The sequence below is a fragment of the Streptomyces sp. TE5632 genome (assembly GCF_054061295.1).
This window is the reverse complement of record NZ_JBSSEA010000003.1, coordinates 1,974,458-1,988,689: the sequence shown is the minus strand read 5'-3', so window position 1 is coordinate 1,988,689 and position 14,232 is coordinate 1,974,458. Positions and strand designations below refer to the sequence as shown.

Sequence of the window (14,232 nt, the reverse complement as noted above, 5' to 3'; positions counted from 1 at the left end):
ACAGCAAGGACAGCGATGCCCACCGACACCACCGCCTCCACGGGTCAGCAACTCGGCAAGTCCGGCAGGAAAAAGGGGCGCAAAGCCCGTCTGCTCGTGTTCGTCCTGGTGCTGGCCCTGATCGGCGGTGTCGCCTACGGGGCGTACTGGTCGATCGGCACCGTGCGCGCCTCCTTCCCGCAGACCAAGGGATCGATCACGCTCAAGGGCCTGTCGGGCCCCGTCGACGTCAAACGTGACGGCCACGGCATCCCGCAGATCTACGCCTCCTCCGACGAGGACCTGTTCATGGCGCAGGGCTACGTCCAGGCGCAGGACCGGTTCTACGAGATGGACGTGCGCCGGCACATGACCTCCGGACGCCTGTCGGAGATGTTCGGCGAGAGCCAGATCGAGAACGACGAGTTCCTGCGCACCCTGGGCTGGGACCGGGTCGCGAAGCAGGAGTACGAGAAGAAGCTCTCCCCCGCCACGAAGAAGTACCTCGACGCCTACGCCAAGGGAGTCAACGCCTACCTGGAGGGCAAGGAGGGCGCGGACATCTCCCTGGAGTACGCGGCGCTGGGCTTCACCAACGACTACACGCCCGGGCCGTGGACCCCGGTGGACTCCGTGGCCTGGCTGAAGGCGATGGCCTGGGACCTGCGCGGCAACATGCAGGACGAGATCGACCGCGCCCTGATGACCAGCCGCCTCGACTCCGAGCAGATCGCCGACCTGTACCCGGCGTATCCGTCCCGCCGGAACAAGCCGGTGGTCCAGGAGGGCCAGTACAACGAGCTGACCGGCGCCTACGAGGCGGGCGGCGAGAGCGGCACCGGCGACGGGACCGGGACCGGCGACGGCACCGGAACCGGCGACGGCACCGGAACCGGAATCGGCGACGGCACCGTCCCGGGCACGGGCGTCGGCGGCGTGGAGGGCGAGTCCGGGACGGCCGGCACCGGGGGCGGTCTGGAGAGCCAGCTCTCGGGCCTCCAGGAGGTCCTGCAGAACCTGCCCACGGCCGTCGGCGTCAACGGCGACGGCATCGGCTCCAACTCCTGGGTGGTCTCCGGCAATCACACCGTCACCGGTGAGCCGCTGCTGGCCAACGACCCGCACCTGTCGGCCTCGCTGCCGTCCGTCTGGTACCAGATGGGCCTGCACTGCCGCAGCGTCTCCGCCACGTGCCAGTACGACGTCACCGGCTTCACCTTCGCGGGCATGCCCGGCGTGGTCATCGGACACAACGCGGACGTCGCCTGGGGCCTGACCAACTCCGGCGTCGACGTCACCGACCTCTACCTGGAGAAGATCACCGGCGAGGGCTACCAGCACGACGGCAAGGTGGTGCCCTTCAAGGCGCGCGAGGAGACCATCAAGGTCGCCGGCGGCGCGCCGCGGAAGATCGTCGTCAGGGAGACCGGCAACGGCCCGCTGCTCTCCGACCGGTCCCCCGACCTGGTGCGGACCGGGAAGAAGGCCACCGTCGACTCCGCCGCGCCCGACCGGGGCGACGGCTACGGCGTCTCGCTGCGCTGGACCGCGCTGGAGGCGGGCCGCACCATGGACGCCGTCTTCGCGATGAACCGCGCGAAGGACTGGGACGACTTCCGCAAGGCGGCCACCCTCTTCGAGGTGCCCTCGCAGAACCTCGTCTACGCGGACACCGAGGGCCACATCGGCTACACCCTGCCGGGCAGGATCCCCACCCGCGCGGAGAACCACGACGGTTCCGTCCCGGCGCCCGGCTGGAACTCGAAGTACCGCTGGACCGGCTGGGTCGACCAGGAGGCGCTGCCCTACGAGTTCGACCCCAAGCGCGGCTACATCGTCACCGCCAACCAGGCCGTGGTCGACCCCGACACGTACCCGTACACCCTGACCACCGACTGGGGCTACGGCGCCCGCAGCCAGCGGATCAACGATCTGATCCAGTCGAAGATCAAGGACGGCGGCAAGATCTCCACCGACGACATGCGGCAGATGCAGCTCGACAACAGCAGCGGTATCGCCAAGCTGCTGGTGCCCGAACTGCTCAAGATCGACGTCAAGGACGCGGAGGTCCGCAAGGCGCAGAAGCTGCTGGAGGGCTGGGACTACACCCAGGACGCCGACTCCGCGGCAGCCGCCTACTTCAACTCCGTCTGGCGCAACATCCTCAGGCTCGCCTTCAGCCACAAGCTGCCCAAGGAGCTGCGGGTCAAGGGCCAGTGCCTGTGGGTCGACGCGGTCAACCCCACCGGGCCCGCCGACGAGGGCGGCAAGGTGCGCGAGTGCGGCATGCGCGAGGCCGACCAGGCCCAGCCCGACGGCGGCGACCGCTGGTTCGAGGTGGTCCGCACGCTGATGGAGAAGGAGGACAACGACTGGTGGACGACTCCTAAGGCGGGCTCCCGCGACGGCGCGGAGAACCGCGACAAGCTGTTCAGGCGCGCCATGGTCGACGCCCGCTGGGAGCTCACCGCCAAGCTCGGCAAGGACATCGACACCTGGAGCTGGGGCCGGCTGCACCGCCTGTTCCTGAAGAACCAGACCCTGGGCACCTCCGGCCCCGACTTCCTGCAGTACGTCCTCAACCGCGGCCCCTGGAAGCTCGGCGGCGGCGAGGCCACGGTCAACGCGACCGGCTGGAACGCCGCGGGCGGCTACGGGGTGGTGTGGGTGCCGTCGATGCGGATGGTGGTCAACCTCGGCGACCTCGACAAGTCGCGGTGGATCAACCTCACCGGCGCCTCCGGCCACGCCTACAACTCCCACTACGTCGACCAGACGGACAAGTGGGCCGAGGGCGAACTGCTCGAGTGGGCGTACTCGGACAAGGCGGTCGAGGGCAGCACCAGCGACACGCTGCTGCTCAAGCCCTGAGAGGCCCGGCCCCCGACGCATGAGGCATGAGGAAAGCGGCCGCCACGCGCGCGTGGCGGCCGCTTTCCTCATGCCGGGACTGCCGGGGCTGCCGGACCGCCGAAACGGTGTCGTCGCTCAGCCGAACCGCCGCACCCCCGACGGGGTCGCCACCGCGTGCACCGGCCGGTCATGGGGCTCCTCGGGAACCCGCTCGACCACCTCGGTGTCGTACAGCAGCACCACCAGGGCCGGGTGCGCGCCCGCGCGCTCCAGCCGGGCCAGCACCCGGTCGTACGAGCCGCCGCCGCGCCCCAGTCGCATCCCGCGGGCGTCCACGGCCAGGCCCGGCAGCAGCACGGCGTCCGCTCCGGTCACGGCGTCCGGCCCGAGGCGCTCCCCGGCCGGCTCGAGCAGGGCCATCCGCCCGCCGTGGCGCACACGCGTGAGCGAGCCCTCGCCGGTGTACGCGCCCCAGTCCAGGTCGTTGTCGGGAAGCAGGGCCGGCAGCAGCACGCGTACACCCCGCGCGCGCAGCGCGTCGAGCAGCACGAGCGTGCCGGGCTCGCTTCCGACGGAGACGTACGCCGCCACCGTGCGCGCGTGGGTCAGTTCGGGCAGCCCGAGCGCGCGGTCGGCCAACGCGGTCGCGGCCTCCCGCACGTCATCCGCCGTCAACCTGTTCCTCGCCAGAAGGATTTCCCGTCGCAATACCCGCTTGTCAGGATCGTTCGCGCGGTCGTCGTGTCTCAACTCTGTCCTTGAACTGTCTCATTGTGCTCATATGAGCATTAAATATGCGGAGTCGCAGATTCCCCGCAAAGGCACCGGATATGGTTGCGGACATGATTCAGTCGCACCCTCGGATCAGCAAGGCTGTCATCCCCGCAGCAGGCCTCGGCACCCGGTTCCTGCCGGCCACCAAGGCCACTCCCAAGGAGATGCTGCCGGTCGTCGACAAGCCGGCGATCCAGTACGTGGTCGAAGAGGCCGCAGCCGCCGGTCTCGACGACGTCCTCATGGTGACGGGCCGCAACAAGCGCCCCCTGGAGGACCATTTCGACCGAAATTACGAACTGGAGTCGGCCCTCGACCGGAAGGGTGACGCCGCGCGCCTCGCCAAGGTCCAGGAATCCAGCGACCTCGCGACCATGCACTACGTCCGCCAGGGCGACCCCAAAGGGCTCGGCCACGCCGTCCTGTGCGCCGCCCCGCACGTCGGCGACGAAGCCTTCGCCGTCCTGCTCGGCGACGACCTGATCGACCCGCGCGACTGCCTGCTCCAGCGCATGATCGAGATCCAGGAGCAGCACGGCGGCAGCGTCGTCGCGCTCATGGAGGTCGCCCCGGAGCAGATCCACCTCTACGGCTCCGCCGCCGTCGAGCCCACCGCCGACTCCGACGTGGTCCGGGTCAGCGGCCTGGTCGAGAAGCCCGAACCGGCCGAAGCGCCCTCCCACTACGCCGTCATCGGCCGCTACGTCCTCGACCCGGCCGTCTTCGACGTACTGCGCAAGACCGAGCCGGGCCGCGGCGGCGAGATCCAGCTCACCGACGCCCTCCAGCAACTGGCCGCGGACGAGGAGATCGGCGGCCCGGTGCACGGCGTGGTCTTCAAGGGCCGCCGCTATGACACCGGCGACCGAGGCGACTACCTGCGTGCCATTGTCCGACTCGCGTGCGAACGTGAAGACCTGGGCCCGGACTTCCGGACCTGGCTCCGCCGTTACGTCACCGAGGAGATGCAGGAACGTTGAGCACCGCCGCGCCCCGCACCGCAGGCCCGGACCACCTCTGGTCGGTGGACGAGCACCTGGACGACATCCTCGCCACCGTCCGCCCCCTGGAACCCATCGAGCTGCACCTCCTCGACGCCCAGGGCTGCGTCCTGGTCGAGGACGTCACGGTGCCGGTGTCGCTGCCGCCGTTCGACAACAGCTCCATGGACGGGTACGCGGTACGGGTCGCGGATGTCGCGGGCGCGAGCGAGCGGTACCCGGCCGCCCTCGAGGTCGTCGGTGACGTCGCGGCCGGCCAGTCCGACCTGTTCCGGGTCGGACCCGGCCAGGCGGTACGCATCATGACCGGCGCCCCGCTCCCGCCCGGCGCCGAGGCCGTCGTCCCCGTCGAGTGGACCGACGGCGGGCTCGGCGAGGGCCCGGTCACCGGGATGCGGGCCCGCAGCCTGGCCCCCGAGGGCGCCACCGGGCAGGTGCTCGTCCACCGCCCGGCCCGGGCACGCGCGCATGTGCGCGCCGAGGGCAGCGACGTACGGGCCGGTGACCGCGCCCTGACGGCCGGGACCGTCCTCGGCCCGCTGCAGATCTCCCTGCTGGCCGCGATCGGCCGCGGCACGGTACGCGTGCACCCGCGCCCGCGCGTGGTGGTGATGTCCACCGGCAGCGAACTCGTCCAGCCCGACGAGGAGCTGAGCGCCGGTCAGATCTACGACTCCAACAGCTTCTCCCTCACCGCCTGCGCCCGGGACGCCGGCGCCATCGCCTACCGCGTGGGCGCCGTCGCGGACGACGCCGACACCCTCCGCGACACCATCGAGGACCAGCTGGTGCGCGCCGACCTGATGGTCACCACCGGCGGGGTGAGCGTCGGGGCGTACGACGTCGTCAAGGAGGCGCTGTCGTCCGTGGGCGACGAGGACGAGCCGGGCAGCGGCATCGACTTCCGCAAGCTCGCCATGCAGCCCGGCAAGCCCCAGGGCTTCGGCTCCATCGGCCCCGACCACATTCCGCTGCTGGCCCTCCCCGGCAACCCGGTCTCCTCGTACGTCTCCTTCGAGCTGTTCGTGCGCCCCGCCATCCGCACCCTGATGGGCCTCACGGACGTCCACCGGCCGAGAGCCCGCGCGACCCTGACCGCGGGCGGTCCGCTGACCTCGCCGAAGGGCCGGCGCCAGTTCCTGCGCGGCCGGTACGCCGACGGCGAGGTGACCCCGGTCGGCGGCGCCGGATCCCACCTGGTGGCCGCCCTCGCCCAGGCGAACGCGCTGATCGTCGTCCCCGAGGACGTCGAGTCCGTCGCGCCCGGCACCGAGGTCGAGGTGGTCCTGCTCGGCTGAGCCCGACCGGTTGGCGGTACCGTGTCGCGCACAGGAGGCCCGCGCGCCGCACCGCGGCGGGCCCGGACCGGGAGCGCCACACGATCATGACCGTGCCTTCCCGGGGGGAGACCCCCGGACACCCCGACCAGCGCCGTCTGACGCACATCGACGAGGCGGGCGCCGCCCGGATGGTCGACGTGTCCGGCAAGGACGTCACCGCGCGCACCGCCCGCGCCACCGGCCGCGTCCTGGTCTCGCCCCGTGTGATCGAACTGCTGCGCGGCGAGGGCGTCCCCAAGGGCGACGCCCTCGCCACCGCGCGGATCGCGGGCATCATGGGCGCCAAACGCACCCCCGACCTGATTCCGCTGTGTCACCCCTTGGCGGTGTCCGGTGTGAAACTGGACCTGTCGGTCGCGGACGACGCCGTGGAGATCACGGCCACGGTGAGGACGACGGACCGCACGGGCGTGGAGATGGAGGCGCTCACCGCGGTCTCCGTCGCCGCGCTCACCGTGATCGACATGGTCAAGGCGGTCGACAAGAAGGCGGTCATCACGGACGTGCGGGTGGAGGAGAAGACGGGCGGCAAGTCGGGCGACTGGAGCAGGGCATGAGCTATCGCGCACTGGTGGTCACCGCCTCCAACCGGGCCGCCGCCGGCGTCTACCAGGACACGGGCGGCCCCCTGATCGCCGAGGGCCTGCGGCGCTTCGGCTTCGCCGTCGACGGCCCGCAGGTGGTCCCGGACGGCGAGCCCGTGGAGGCCGCGCTGCGCGCGGGCGCCGAGGCCGGGTACGACGTCGTCGTGACCACCGGCGGCACCGGCGTCTCGCCCACCGACCGCACCCCCGAGGCGACCCGCGCGGTGCTCGATCACGAGGTGCCCGGCATCGCGGAGGCCATCCGGGCGTACGGCCGGGACAAGGTGCCCACGGCGGCCCTCTCCCGGGGCCTCGCGGGCGTCGCGGGCCGGACGCTGATCGTCAACCTGCCCGGGTCCAGCGGCGGGGTGAAGGACGGCCTGGCCGTCCTGGAACCGCTGCTGAGGCACGCGGTCGACCAGCTGCGCGGCGGTGACCACTCCGGAACCGGCACCAGTGGCGGGGGTGCGAGCTGAACGGTTCATCCTGGCCCGTGGAGCTGGTGGCCGGCGACGTCGTCCTCCGGCCGATAAAGCTGCGCGACCAGCGGGCCTGGCGCGAGGTCAACCGGCGCAACCGCGACTGGCTGCGCCCCTGGGAGGCGACGATCCCGCCGCCCACCCCGTCCGGTCCGATCGTGCACCGGCCGACCTACCGCCAGATGGTCCGTCACCTGAGGGCGGAGGCGCACGCGGGGCGGATGCTGCCGTTCGTCATCGAGTACCAGGAGCGCCTGGTCGGCCAGTTGACGGTCGCCGGGATCACCTGGGGCTCGATGTGCTCGGGGCACGTCGGCTACTGGGTCGACGAGGCGGTGGCCGGCCGCGGGGTGATGCCGACGGCCGTGGCGATGGCCGTGGACCACTGTTTCCGTACCGTCGGGCTGCACCGCGTCGAGGTGTGCATTCGCCCCGAGAACGGGCCCAGCCGCCGGGTCGTGGAGAAACTCGGATTCCGCGAGGAGGGGCTGCGCCCGCGGTATCTGCACATCGACGGCGACTGGCGCGACCATCTCGTCTTCGCGCTCACGGCGGAGGAAGTGCCCGAGGGTTTGCTCGGGCGCTGGCAACGGGCACGCTCCCGGAACGAGCGGCCGGGCGGGAACGGGCAGCCCGGTGAGGAGCGAGCCGGCGACGAGCGATCCGGTGGCGAGCGGCGTAATCCCGGAATCCCGCACCGCCCAAGTAATTGAATAAATGTTCGAATTTGATCGCGTGATGACCGTCTGAAGGTGGGAAAATTCCCGGCTTAAGTGGTCAGCTGATCGCACCGTTCGCAAAAAAAGTTCGAAATATCAGCCGGATCGGGCGACACACCGGCTCAATTGGCGGATGGCCTCACCTAAACCCCTCTACCGTGTGAGGCGTGAGCAGCAGCGGCCTCATCTACGCAGTCATTGTCGGGGCCTGGGCCGCCTACTTGGTGCCGATGTGGCTCCGTAGGCAGGACGAGCTGAACGAGGCCCGTCCGACGGAACGCTTCAGCACCGCCATCCGATTGTTGTCCGGACGGGCGGGAATGGAGCGCCGGTACGCCAAGGACCTGCGGGCGCGCTCCGCCGACGAGGGGGAGCAGGACGTCCACGACCCGGACGCGGTCACCGATTCGGTGGACGTCCGGGCCTTCGCCGTGTCCCAGACCCGTCCGCAGCAGGTGCAGGCGCCCGTACGGCCACACCCCGCGCAGCGGCCGGAACGGGCGGTATCCGAACCGGCCCCCGACGAGCCGACCGGACGCCCCCCGCGCGAGCGCGTCCCGTCCGCCCGGCGCGGAGCACCCCCGCGAAGGGCGCAGCCCGCGCTCCCGGCCCAGCAGGCCCCGCCGTCGCAGTCCGTCGCGTCCTCCCCGGCGTCCCAGCCGTCCCAGCCGTCTCCGTCCGCGCAGGCCGCCGCGGCGCGCGCCCGGCGCTCGAAGGTGCTCGCCCGGCGTCGGCGCACCACCACGATGCTCTTCCTTGCCTTCACGCTCGGCGCGATCGTCGCCGCGGTCCGTGGGCTCGCCTTCCTGTGGGCGCCCGGAGTGCCCGCGGTGCTGCTGAGCGTCTACATCGCCTACCTGCGCTCCCAGGAACGCCGCCGTTTCGCGTACCAGATGGACCGCCGTCAGGCCGAGGCCGCGGCACAGCGGTTGCGGGAGCGTCAGCCGCGCCGCCGCCCGTCCGTCGACGAGGTGGACCCCGACGAACCGGAGGGGCACGAGCCGGGCGTCGACCCCGGCCTCGAGCCGGGTCCGGAGACCGACCCCGGCCTCCTGGCGCTCGCCGCCGACCGGCGCGCGCTCGTCGAGCAGACCGACCACGCCGAGTGGGTCGACCAGCAGCGGGAGCGCCGGCGGCGGCCCGGCCAGGGCGGCGACAGCTGGGACCCGGTCCCGGTGCCGCTGCCCACGTACGTGACCGCCCCGGTCGCCCCGCGCGCCACCAGCGACGTGGACCTCGGCGCCGCGGACACCTGGAGCTCGGCGCGTTCGAGCGCCGTGGCCCCGAGCCCGGAGGAGACGGCCGGCTCCGCCGACGGCACGGCTCCGGAAGGGGACCGGGCCGGCACGGAGGAGCAGGCCGACGCCGACGGGCGCAATGACGCCCTCCGCGCGGCCTCCGCCCGCCGCGCCCGCGAGCGCGGCCGCACCCCGCTGTTCGACCAGTACGAGGACGGTGACCGCCCCCGGGCCGTCAACGAATGACCTTGGAAAACCCGCGGCCGACCCCCCACCGGCAACGGATTTCCGAGCACCCCGATCGGGGTGCTAAGGTTTCTCTCGTTGCAAGGGCCTGTGGCGCAGTCTGGTAGCGCACCTCGTTCGCATCGAGGGGGTCTGGGGTTCAAATCCCCACAGGTCCACCGCAGCTGAAAGCCCCCGCCGGGAAACCGGCGGGGGCTTCTTCGTGTCGACGCGAGCACCCCTCCTGGTCCTGCGGCGGGCGTCATGCTGCCCGCGCCATCACCCGAAAGAGGGGCGCACGGCTTGTCCGAGTGGACGATCCGACCCTGTCGGAAGCTTGCGGGGCTAATCGGCGGGAAGGGCTTCCCGCATCGCCTGTGCGACGCCGGTCGGTTCGTAGCCCTCGGGCACGCCTTCGACCAGGATGATGTCGCCCTCGATGTGCCGCGAGCGCAGCGGTGCGATCTCCCGGTATGCGGGTGACTCCCACCAGGCCCGCGCCTCGGCGATCCCGGGGAAGCCGATCATCACGACGTGACCGGGCCAGCGGCCCTCCTTCACCTCGTGCTGCGTGGCGTGCACGAGGAAGCGTCCGCCGTACGGCTCGAAGGTGGCGGGGATGCGCTCGATGTACTCGACGATCTCCGGGTGCGGAGCGGCCTCCTGCAGGTGGGCTATGACGTAGGCGGGCATGGTGTCCTTCCGGTCGGTCGAACTTCGTACACCGGGATCATGGCACGCAGAGCCACCGGGGCCGACGACCTGACAGGTAAGCGAACTTCGCCCGCAGCGCGGACCGGTGGCGCACGTGCCCCGGCTGCCCGGATCCGGTTACGTCCCGTCCGGACCGAGGGCGCATCAGGCAAGTTCAGCCGTCGGGCACCTGCTGCCCGGCGGCTGCGACTTCCCCGTCCACGGCGAGCCCGTCGTCGACGAAGTGGTGCAGCGCGTGCCGGGCATCCGTCCCGACGGCTCCGCGAAGCGGGTCGCGTACATGGGGACCTGGTCGCGCGGGTCACCGACACCGGAACCGGTGCCTTCCACGACGCGGACGCGAGCGGCACAGCCGTCGTCGACCAGCGCACCGACGGGGCCGAGCACCGGTCCGTGCCCGGCCCCGTGCCGGTCGGCGTCGGGGAGGACCGTGGCGACCTGCCGCGCGGCCTGTACATCGGTGTACGCCGGGGACGAGCCTTCACACACATCCGGTCCGCCGCAATGGGTATCCTGCCGCTGCCGCAGCCCCCGGGGCACGGCTGAGCACGTCCCCAGGACGTACATTCCCCGACCGGCTCGGCCTTCGTCGGGCCGCCGCCGACGCTCGCCACCGTGGGGTCCACGGAAAGGACTGACATGCGGCTTCGCTGTGCCGTGCTCGACGACTTCCAGGGCGTCGCCACCACCGTGGCCGACTGGGGCCCCGTCCAGGAACGTGTGGAGGTCGTCAGCTTCACCGAGCACATCGCCACCGAGAGCGAACTGGCCCTCGCGCTCAAGGACTTCGACATCGTGGTGACCCTTCGGGAGCGGGTGCCCTTCCCCGCCTCCCTGCTCGACCGGCTTCCCCGGCTCAAGCTGCTCATCGCCTCCGGCATGCGCAACTCGGTGATCGACTACGCGGCCGCCGAGCGCAACGGGGTGACCGTGTGCGGTACGGAAAGCACGTCGACCCCGCCGGTCGAGCTGACGTGGGCGCTGCTGCTCGGCCTCGCCCGCGGCATCGTCACCGAGAACGACGCGCTGCGCGCGAACGGCCCCTGGCAGTCCACGGTCGGCGCCGACCTGCACGGCCGCCGTCTCGGCCTGCTCGGTCTGGGGAAGATCGGCAGCCGGGTGGCCCAGGTGGGCCTCGCCTTCGGTATGGAGGTGGTCGCGTGGAGCCAGAACCTCACCGAGGAACGCACGGACGAGGTCGGCGTCCAACTGGCCGGCTCCAAGGAGGAACTCCTCGCCACCAGCGACTTCGTCTCGCTCCACCTCGTCCTGAGCGACCGGACCCGCGGGCTGCTCGGCGCGCCCGAACTGGCCCTGCTCAAGCCGACCGCCTACCTGGTGAACACCTCGCGGGCGGCCCTCGTCGAGCAGGACGCCCTGCTCGCCGCGCTGCGGGAGGGACGGATCGCCGGAGCCGGCGTGGACGTGTTCGACGTCGAGCCCCTGCCCGCCGACCACCCACTGCGCACCGCGCCCCGGCTCCTGGCCACCCCCCACCTCGGCTATGTCTCGCAGCACAACTACCGCACCTATTACGGCCAGGCCGTCGAGGACATCGAGGCGTTCCTGGCCGGCGAGCCCGTACGACGCCTCGGCTGAGCCATGCGGTGGTAAATCCGTGAGCACTTCGGCCGTCACTGTCCATATGTCGCTCGTTTGAGCGAAAAAGGAACACTTCCTCGCCAACTGCTCACGGTTTTCAGCAAGGCACCCGCCCCCGGCCTCTCGGTTCCGGGTTCGTGAGTTTCCGGTCGCTGCCTGCGCGCCCAGCGTCGTCACACGGTGCCCGGCAGTGCAGCACGGAGTCGGCTGAGCAGGGGTGGCAGGCGGACCGTCAGTCGGTGGGCCCGGGCTCGTTTGCCGGTGAACTGCTGGGGGACGGGTCGGGACGTACGAAGGTTCCCTTGATGGGGACAGTGATGACCAGGCCTTGATCGCGGAGGTCGCGGACGGCACGACGAATCGTGTTGACGGCTACGCCGTACTGCTCTGCGAGGTCCCGTTCGGCCGGGAGGCGTGCCCCCGCGGGAAGTCGTCCCGTCCGAATCTGATCGGCGATGTGGTGTACGACCTGCAGATACACATAGACGTGGCTTGCCGGATCGGGTTTCCAGTCACGCTCATCAGGCATGCGTGAACGCTAAAGCGCCGAGAAGTGACCCACCACGTACGGATGCAACCGTATGGTTCCTATTGCTACCTAACGCATCCTGATGCAAAGCGGGTACCGCAGAACAAACTGAAGACCCCGGCGAGGTGGCTAGACCTCCCGGGGCATGGCCAACGCTGAAAAGGAGCGTCGACATGCATGACCTTATCCGCCGGGTTGCCCGTTGGTTGGGCCTTCTCTTCGGGCCCGGCACCGGAGCCCATCGCGCGGGGGACCGGTGCCCCGCCGGACCCGCGTACTCCGTTCCCCCTACCGTCGACCCCGGTCGCCTTCCCCTTCACCGCTCCCCGTACTGCCTTGCACCTCCCCCTCGACGGCACCGACTCCCGTCTCGTCCGGCCCTACCTCATCGCTCATGAGCAGGGGCAGGCGCGTCGGCGGCACCGTCGCCGGGTCCTCGTGCTCGCCGCCGGCTTCGGTGCCGGCCTCGACCAGCACACCAGCGGCGCCCGGAGGGCGGCCGCATGACGAACTCGTTCACCGCGCTCCGGCTGCTGCCCTGGCTGTCGCCGGAAGGCGAGCCCTGCTTCCTCGTCCCCGGCGAGGAGGGCGGGATCGTGTCCCGGTTCGCCGACGCGACGGAGACCCGGCAACTCGCGGACGGGCTGGATGTCCTCCGCGCCGCCCGCCGGGTCTTGGACGACCCCCTGACCCCGAACGTCGAGGTCCGCTACACCGCGCTCCGGCTGACCGAGTGCCTCGCCGACGCACTGCGCGTCGCGGAATCCCGCGGCCGACGCCTGCCTTCGCCGGACGACACCGACGAGCCCTGTGGCGCAGGTGACAGCCACGGAACCGATGCCCACGCCCCGGGAGCACCGGCGTGATCCCTCGCGCCGCGTACCCGGCCCGGCGCCAGAACCCCGGCAATGAACGGCTCACCCACGTCATCGAGGCGGGCTATCGTCTGAGTCACGGTGCGCCGAAGGAGCACGAAGGAGTACATCCGGTCATGACCGCACACGCCGCAGAACCCACGCCGGTCGTTCCGCCCATGCCCGAGCGGAACCCGAAGGCGCTGCGTGCTGCCATCGCCCAGCACGCCCCGCAGCTCCTTCCCAACTTTGACGAGCACTGGAAGTGGGCCGTGGCGGACGCCTACGACATCAGTACCGTGCCAGCCTTCATGGCCCGCTGGTGGGGTGAGTTCGCGATCGCCCGAGATCCGAAACTCGACGCTCACATGGCGAATCTCCACCACCGCGCGGCAGAATCCACCGACATCGCCGAAGCCAAGGCGCTCATGGAGGAGGCCTCCCACATCCGGCACGAGGTGCAGCGGCTGGAGCCCGGTCAGTGACCGGCGACGGGTTCATGGGCCCGCCCTGGCAGATGGACTGGACACTCAAGGCTCAGGCTGTCCGCGATGCGCTGCCGGAGCATGTGCGAAAGACGATCGATGCCGTGCGCGCCGAACTGGTTACGGCGAAGGACCCCTATTTCCGGGGTGTCGACACAGATGTGGACCTTCCCGAAGGTATGAAGGTCCAGCCTGTGCGGTCCGACCTTCCCAAGGGCAGTCGTGTCTTCCTCTTCGACCACGGACACGGCTGGCTGCACTACACCTTTGTCCGGCGCACCGAAGACCCGCAGATCATCGTGGAAGAGGTTTTCTGGCAATGATCGGTGATGATCTGGGGTCAGTCGTTCTGGGGCCGTAGTCGATCTGCTACAGCGGCTTCGCGTAGCAGAGGCTGCTTTCGTGGAAGCGGTAGTAGCCGAACTTCTCGCAGGGCTCGTAGCCGCTGGAGGTGTAGAGGGCGACGGCCTCCGGCTGCTGGGTGCCGGTCTCCAGGACCATGCGGAGGCGGCCGGCCGCGCGGGCGTCGTCCTCCAGGGCGGCCAGAATGCGGCGGGCCAGGCCCCGGCCGCGCATCCCCTCGGTCACGTACATCCGCTTCAGCTCGGCGTCCCCGTCGCGGTTGCCCTCGCCGTTGGTGTTCTGGACGCGCCAGCCGCCGGAGGCGACGGGGGTGTCGTTCTCGTCGTAGGCGAGCAGGTAGACGCCGTTCGGCGGGCGGAAGTCCGCGGGGTCCATGGGGGTGGCGTCGCCGCCGTCGCCGTAGCGGACGTGGTACTCGGCCTGGACCTCGTCGTTCAGCTTGACGGCGTCGGGGTGGTCGTAGGAGACGCGGCGGATATTCATGCGCAGTAAG

General features: G+C 70.8%; 17 protein-coding genes and 1 tRNA gene. 13 read left to right on the top strand and 5 right to left on the bottom strand.

Annotated elements, in window-relative coordinates; all coding sequences use genetic code 11:
• Window positions 1–15: 15 nt before the first annotated feature.
• On the top strand, window positions 16–2,850 hold the full coding sequence (locus ACVW19_RS14035; protein ID WP_457459733.1) for a penicillin acylase family protein: 2,835 nt from the start codon (window positions 16–18) through the stop codon (window positions 2,848–2,850).
• 117 nt (window positions 2,851–2,967) lie between these two features.
• On the opposite strand, the gene ACVW19_RS14030 is transcribed toward ACVW19_RS14035, so the two are convergent.
• A complete protein-coding gene (locus tag ACVW19_RS14030; protein ID WP_457459732.1) occupies window positions 2,968–3,582 on the bottom strand; it encodes a 5-formyltetrahydrofolate cyclo-ligase in 615 nt (204 codons plus the stop codon).
• A 92-nt stretch (window positions 3,583–3,674) separates the two neighbouring features.
• On the opposite strand from ACVW19_RS14030, the gene galU reads away from it, so the two are divergent.
• The 7 genes from galU (at window position 3,675) to ACVW19_RS13995 (ending at window position 9,371) form a co-directional block, all read left to right on the top strand.
• On the top strand, window positions 3,675–4,586 hold the full coding sequence (gene galU / locus ACVW19_RS14025) for a UTP--glucose-1-phosphate uridylyltransferase GalU (protein ID WP_457459731.1): 912 nt from the start codon (window positions 3,675–3,677) through the stop codon (window positions 4,584–4,586).
• Window positions 4,583–5,905: a molybdotransferase-like divisome protein Glp gene (gene glp / locus ACVW19_RS14020; RefSeq protein ID WP_457459730.1), complete on the top strand. Its 1,323-nt coding sequence runs from the start codon at window positions 4,583–4,585 to the stop codon at window positions 5,903–5,905. The genes galU and glp overlap by 4 nt, the downstream gene beginning before the upstream one ends.
• An 86-nt stretch (window positions 5,906–5,991) precedes the next feature.
• The gene (moaC, locus tag ACVW19_RS14015; protein ID WP_457459729.1) at window positions 5,992–6,504 is read left to right on the top strand and encodes a cyclic pyranopterin monophosphate synthase MoaC; all 513 of its coding nucleotides are present in this window, start codon (window positions 5,992–5,994) and stop codon (window positions 6,502–6,504) included.
• Window positions 6,501–7,007 (top strand): MogA/MoaB family molybdenum cofactor biosynthesis protein, encoded by a 507-nt coding sequence (locus ACVW19_RS14010; RefSeq protein WP_457459728.1) that lies wholly within the window; start codon window positions 6,501–6,503, stop codon window positions 7,005–7,007. Before moaC ends, ACVW19_RS14010 begins: the two co-directional genes overlap by 4 nt.
• A 17-nt stretch (window positions 7,008–7,024) precedes the next feature.
• The gene (locus ACVW19_RS14005) at window positions 7,025–7,723 is read left to right on the top strand and encodes a GNAT family N-acetyltransferase (protein WP_457459727.1); all 699 of its coding nucleotides are present in this window, start codon (window positions 7,025–7,027) and stop codon (window positions 7,721–7,723) included.
• A 173-nt stretch (window positions 7,724–7,896) separates the two neighbouring features.
• Window positions 7,897–9,213 carry a divisome protein SepX/GlpR gene (sepX, locus tag ACVW19_RS14000; protein WP_457459726.1) on the top strand — a complete coding sequence of 439 codons (1,317 nt, stop codon included), beginning with the start codon at window positions 7,897–7,899 and terminating at the stop codon, window positions 9,211–9,213.
• A gap of 84 nt (window positions 9,214–9,297) precedes the next feature.
• Window positions 9,298–9,371: transfer RNA gene (locus tag ACVW19_RS13995), tRNA-Ala, on the top strand.
• A gap of 166 nt (window positions 9,372–9,537) precedes the next feature.
• Here ACVW19_RS13995 and ACVW19_RS13990 read toward each other — a convergent pair.
• Window positions 9,538–9,885, bottom strand: coding sequence for a DUF1330 domain-containing protein (locus ACVW19_RS13990; protein ID WP_457459725.1), 348 nt, complete (start codon window positions 9,883–9,885; stop codon window positions 9,538–9,540).
• A gap of 165 nt (window positions 9,886–10,050) precedes the next feature.
• Complete coding sequence (locus tag ACVW19_RS13985) at window positions 10,051–10,395, bottom strand: hypothetical protein (RefSeq protein ID WP_457459724.1); 345 nt, start codon at window positions 10,393–10,395, stop codon at window positions 10,051–10,053.
• Window positions 10,396–10,545: 150 nt separating this feature from the next.
• Here ACVW19_RS13985 and ACVW19_RS13980 point away from each other — a divergent pair, with 150 nt between their 5' ends.
• Entirely contained in the window at window positions 10,546–11,505 is a 960-nt protein-coding gene (locus tag ACVW19_RS13980) for a D-2-hydroxyacid dehydrogenase family protein (RefSeq protein WP_457459723.1), read from the top strand.
• 235 nt (window positions 11,506–11,740) lie between these two features.
• On the opposite strand, the gene ACVW19_RS13975 is transcribed toward ACVW19_RS13980, so the two are convergent.
• Window positions 11,741–12,037, bottom strand: coding sequence for a GntR family transcriptional regulator (locus tag ACVW19_RS13975; RefSeq protein ID WP_457459722.1), 297 nt, complete (start codon window positions 12,035–12,037; stop codon window positions 11,741–11,743).
• A gap of 336 nt (window positions 12,038–12,373) precedes the next feature.
• Between ACVW19_RS13975 and ACVW19_RS13970 the strand changes: the two genes are divergently transcribed.
• The 4 genes from ACVW19_RS13970 to ACVW19_RS13955 all read left to right on the top strand — a co-directional run bounded on the left by ACVW19_RS13970 (window position 12,374) and on the right by ACVW19_RS13955 (window position 13,699).
• Entirely contained in the window at window positions 12,374–12,544 is a 171-nt protein-coding gene (locus tag ACVW19_RS13970) for a hypothetical protein (protein WP_457459721.1), read from the top strand.
• Window positions 12,541–12,903 (top strand): hypothetical protein, encoded by a 363-nt coding sequence (locus ACVW19_RS13965; protein WP_457459720.1) that lies wholly within the window; start codon window positions 12,541–12,543, stop codon window positions 12,901–12,903. The genes ACVW19_RS13970 and ACVW19_RS13965 overlap by 4 nt, the downstream gene beginning before the upstream one ends.
• Before the next feature lie 125 nt (window positions 12,904–13,028).
• Window positions 13,029–13,376, top strand: a complete 348-nt coding sequence (locus ACVW19_RS13960; protein ID WP_457459719.1) for a DUF6247 family protein — start codon at window positions 13,029–13,031, stop codon at window positions 13,374–13,376.
• Entirely contained in the window at window positions 13,373–13,699 is a 327-nt protein-coding gene (locus ACVW19_RS13955) for a hypothetical protein (RefSeq protein WP_457459718.1), read from the top strand. Before ACVW19_RS13960 ends, ACVW19_RS13955 begins: the two co-directional genes overlap by 4 nt.
• Window positions 13,700–13,745: 46 nt before the next feature.
• Here the strand turns inward: ACVW19_RS13955 and ACVW19_RS13950 are convergent, their stop codons facing one another.
• Window positions 13,746–14,222 (bottom strand): GNAT family N-acetyltransferase, encoded by a 477-nt coding sequence (locus tag ACVW19_RS13950; protein WP_457459717.1) that lies wholly within the window; start codon window positions 14,220–14,222, stop codon window positions 13,746–13,748.
• Between the last annotated feature and the right edge of the window lie 10 nt (window positions 14,223–14,232).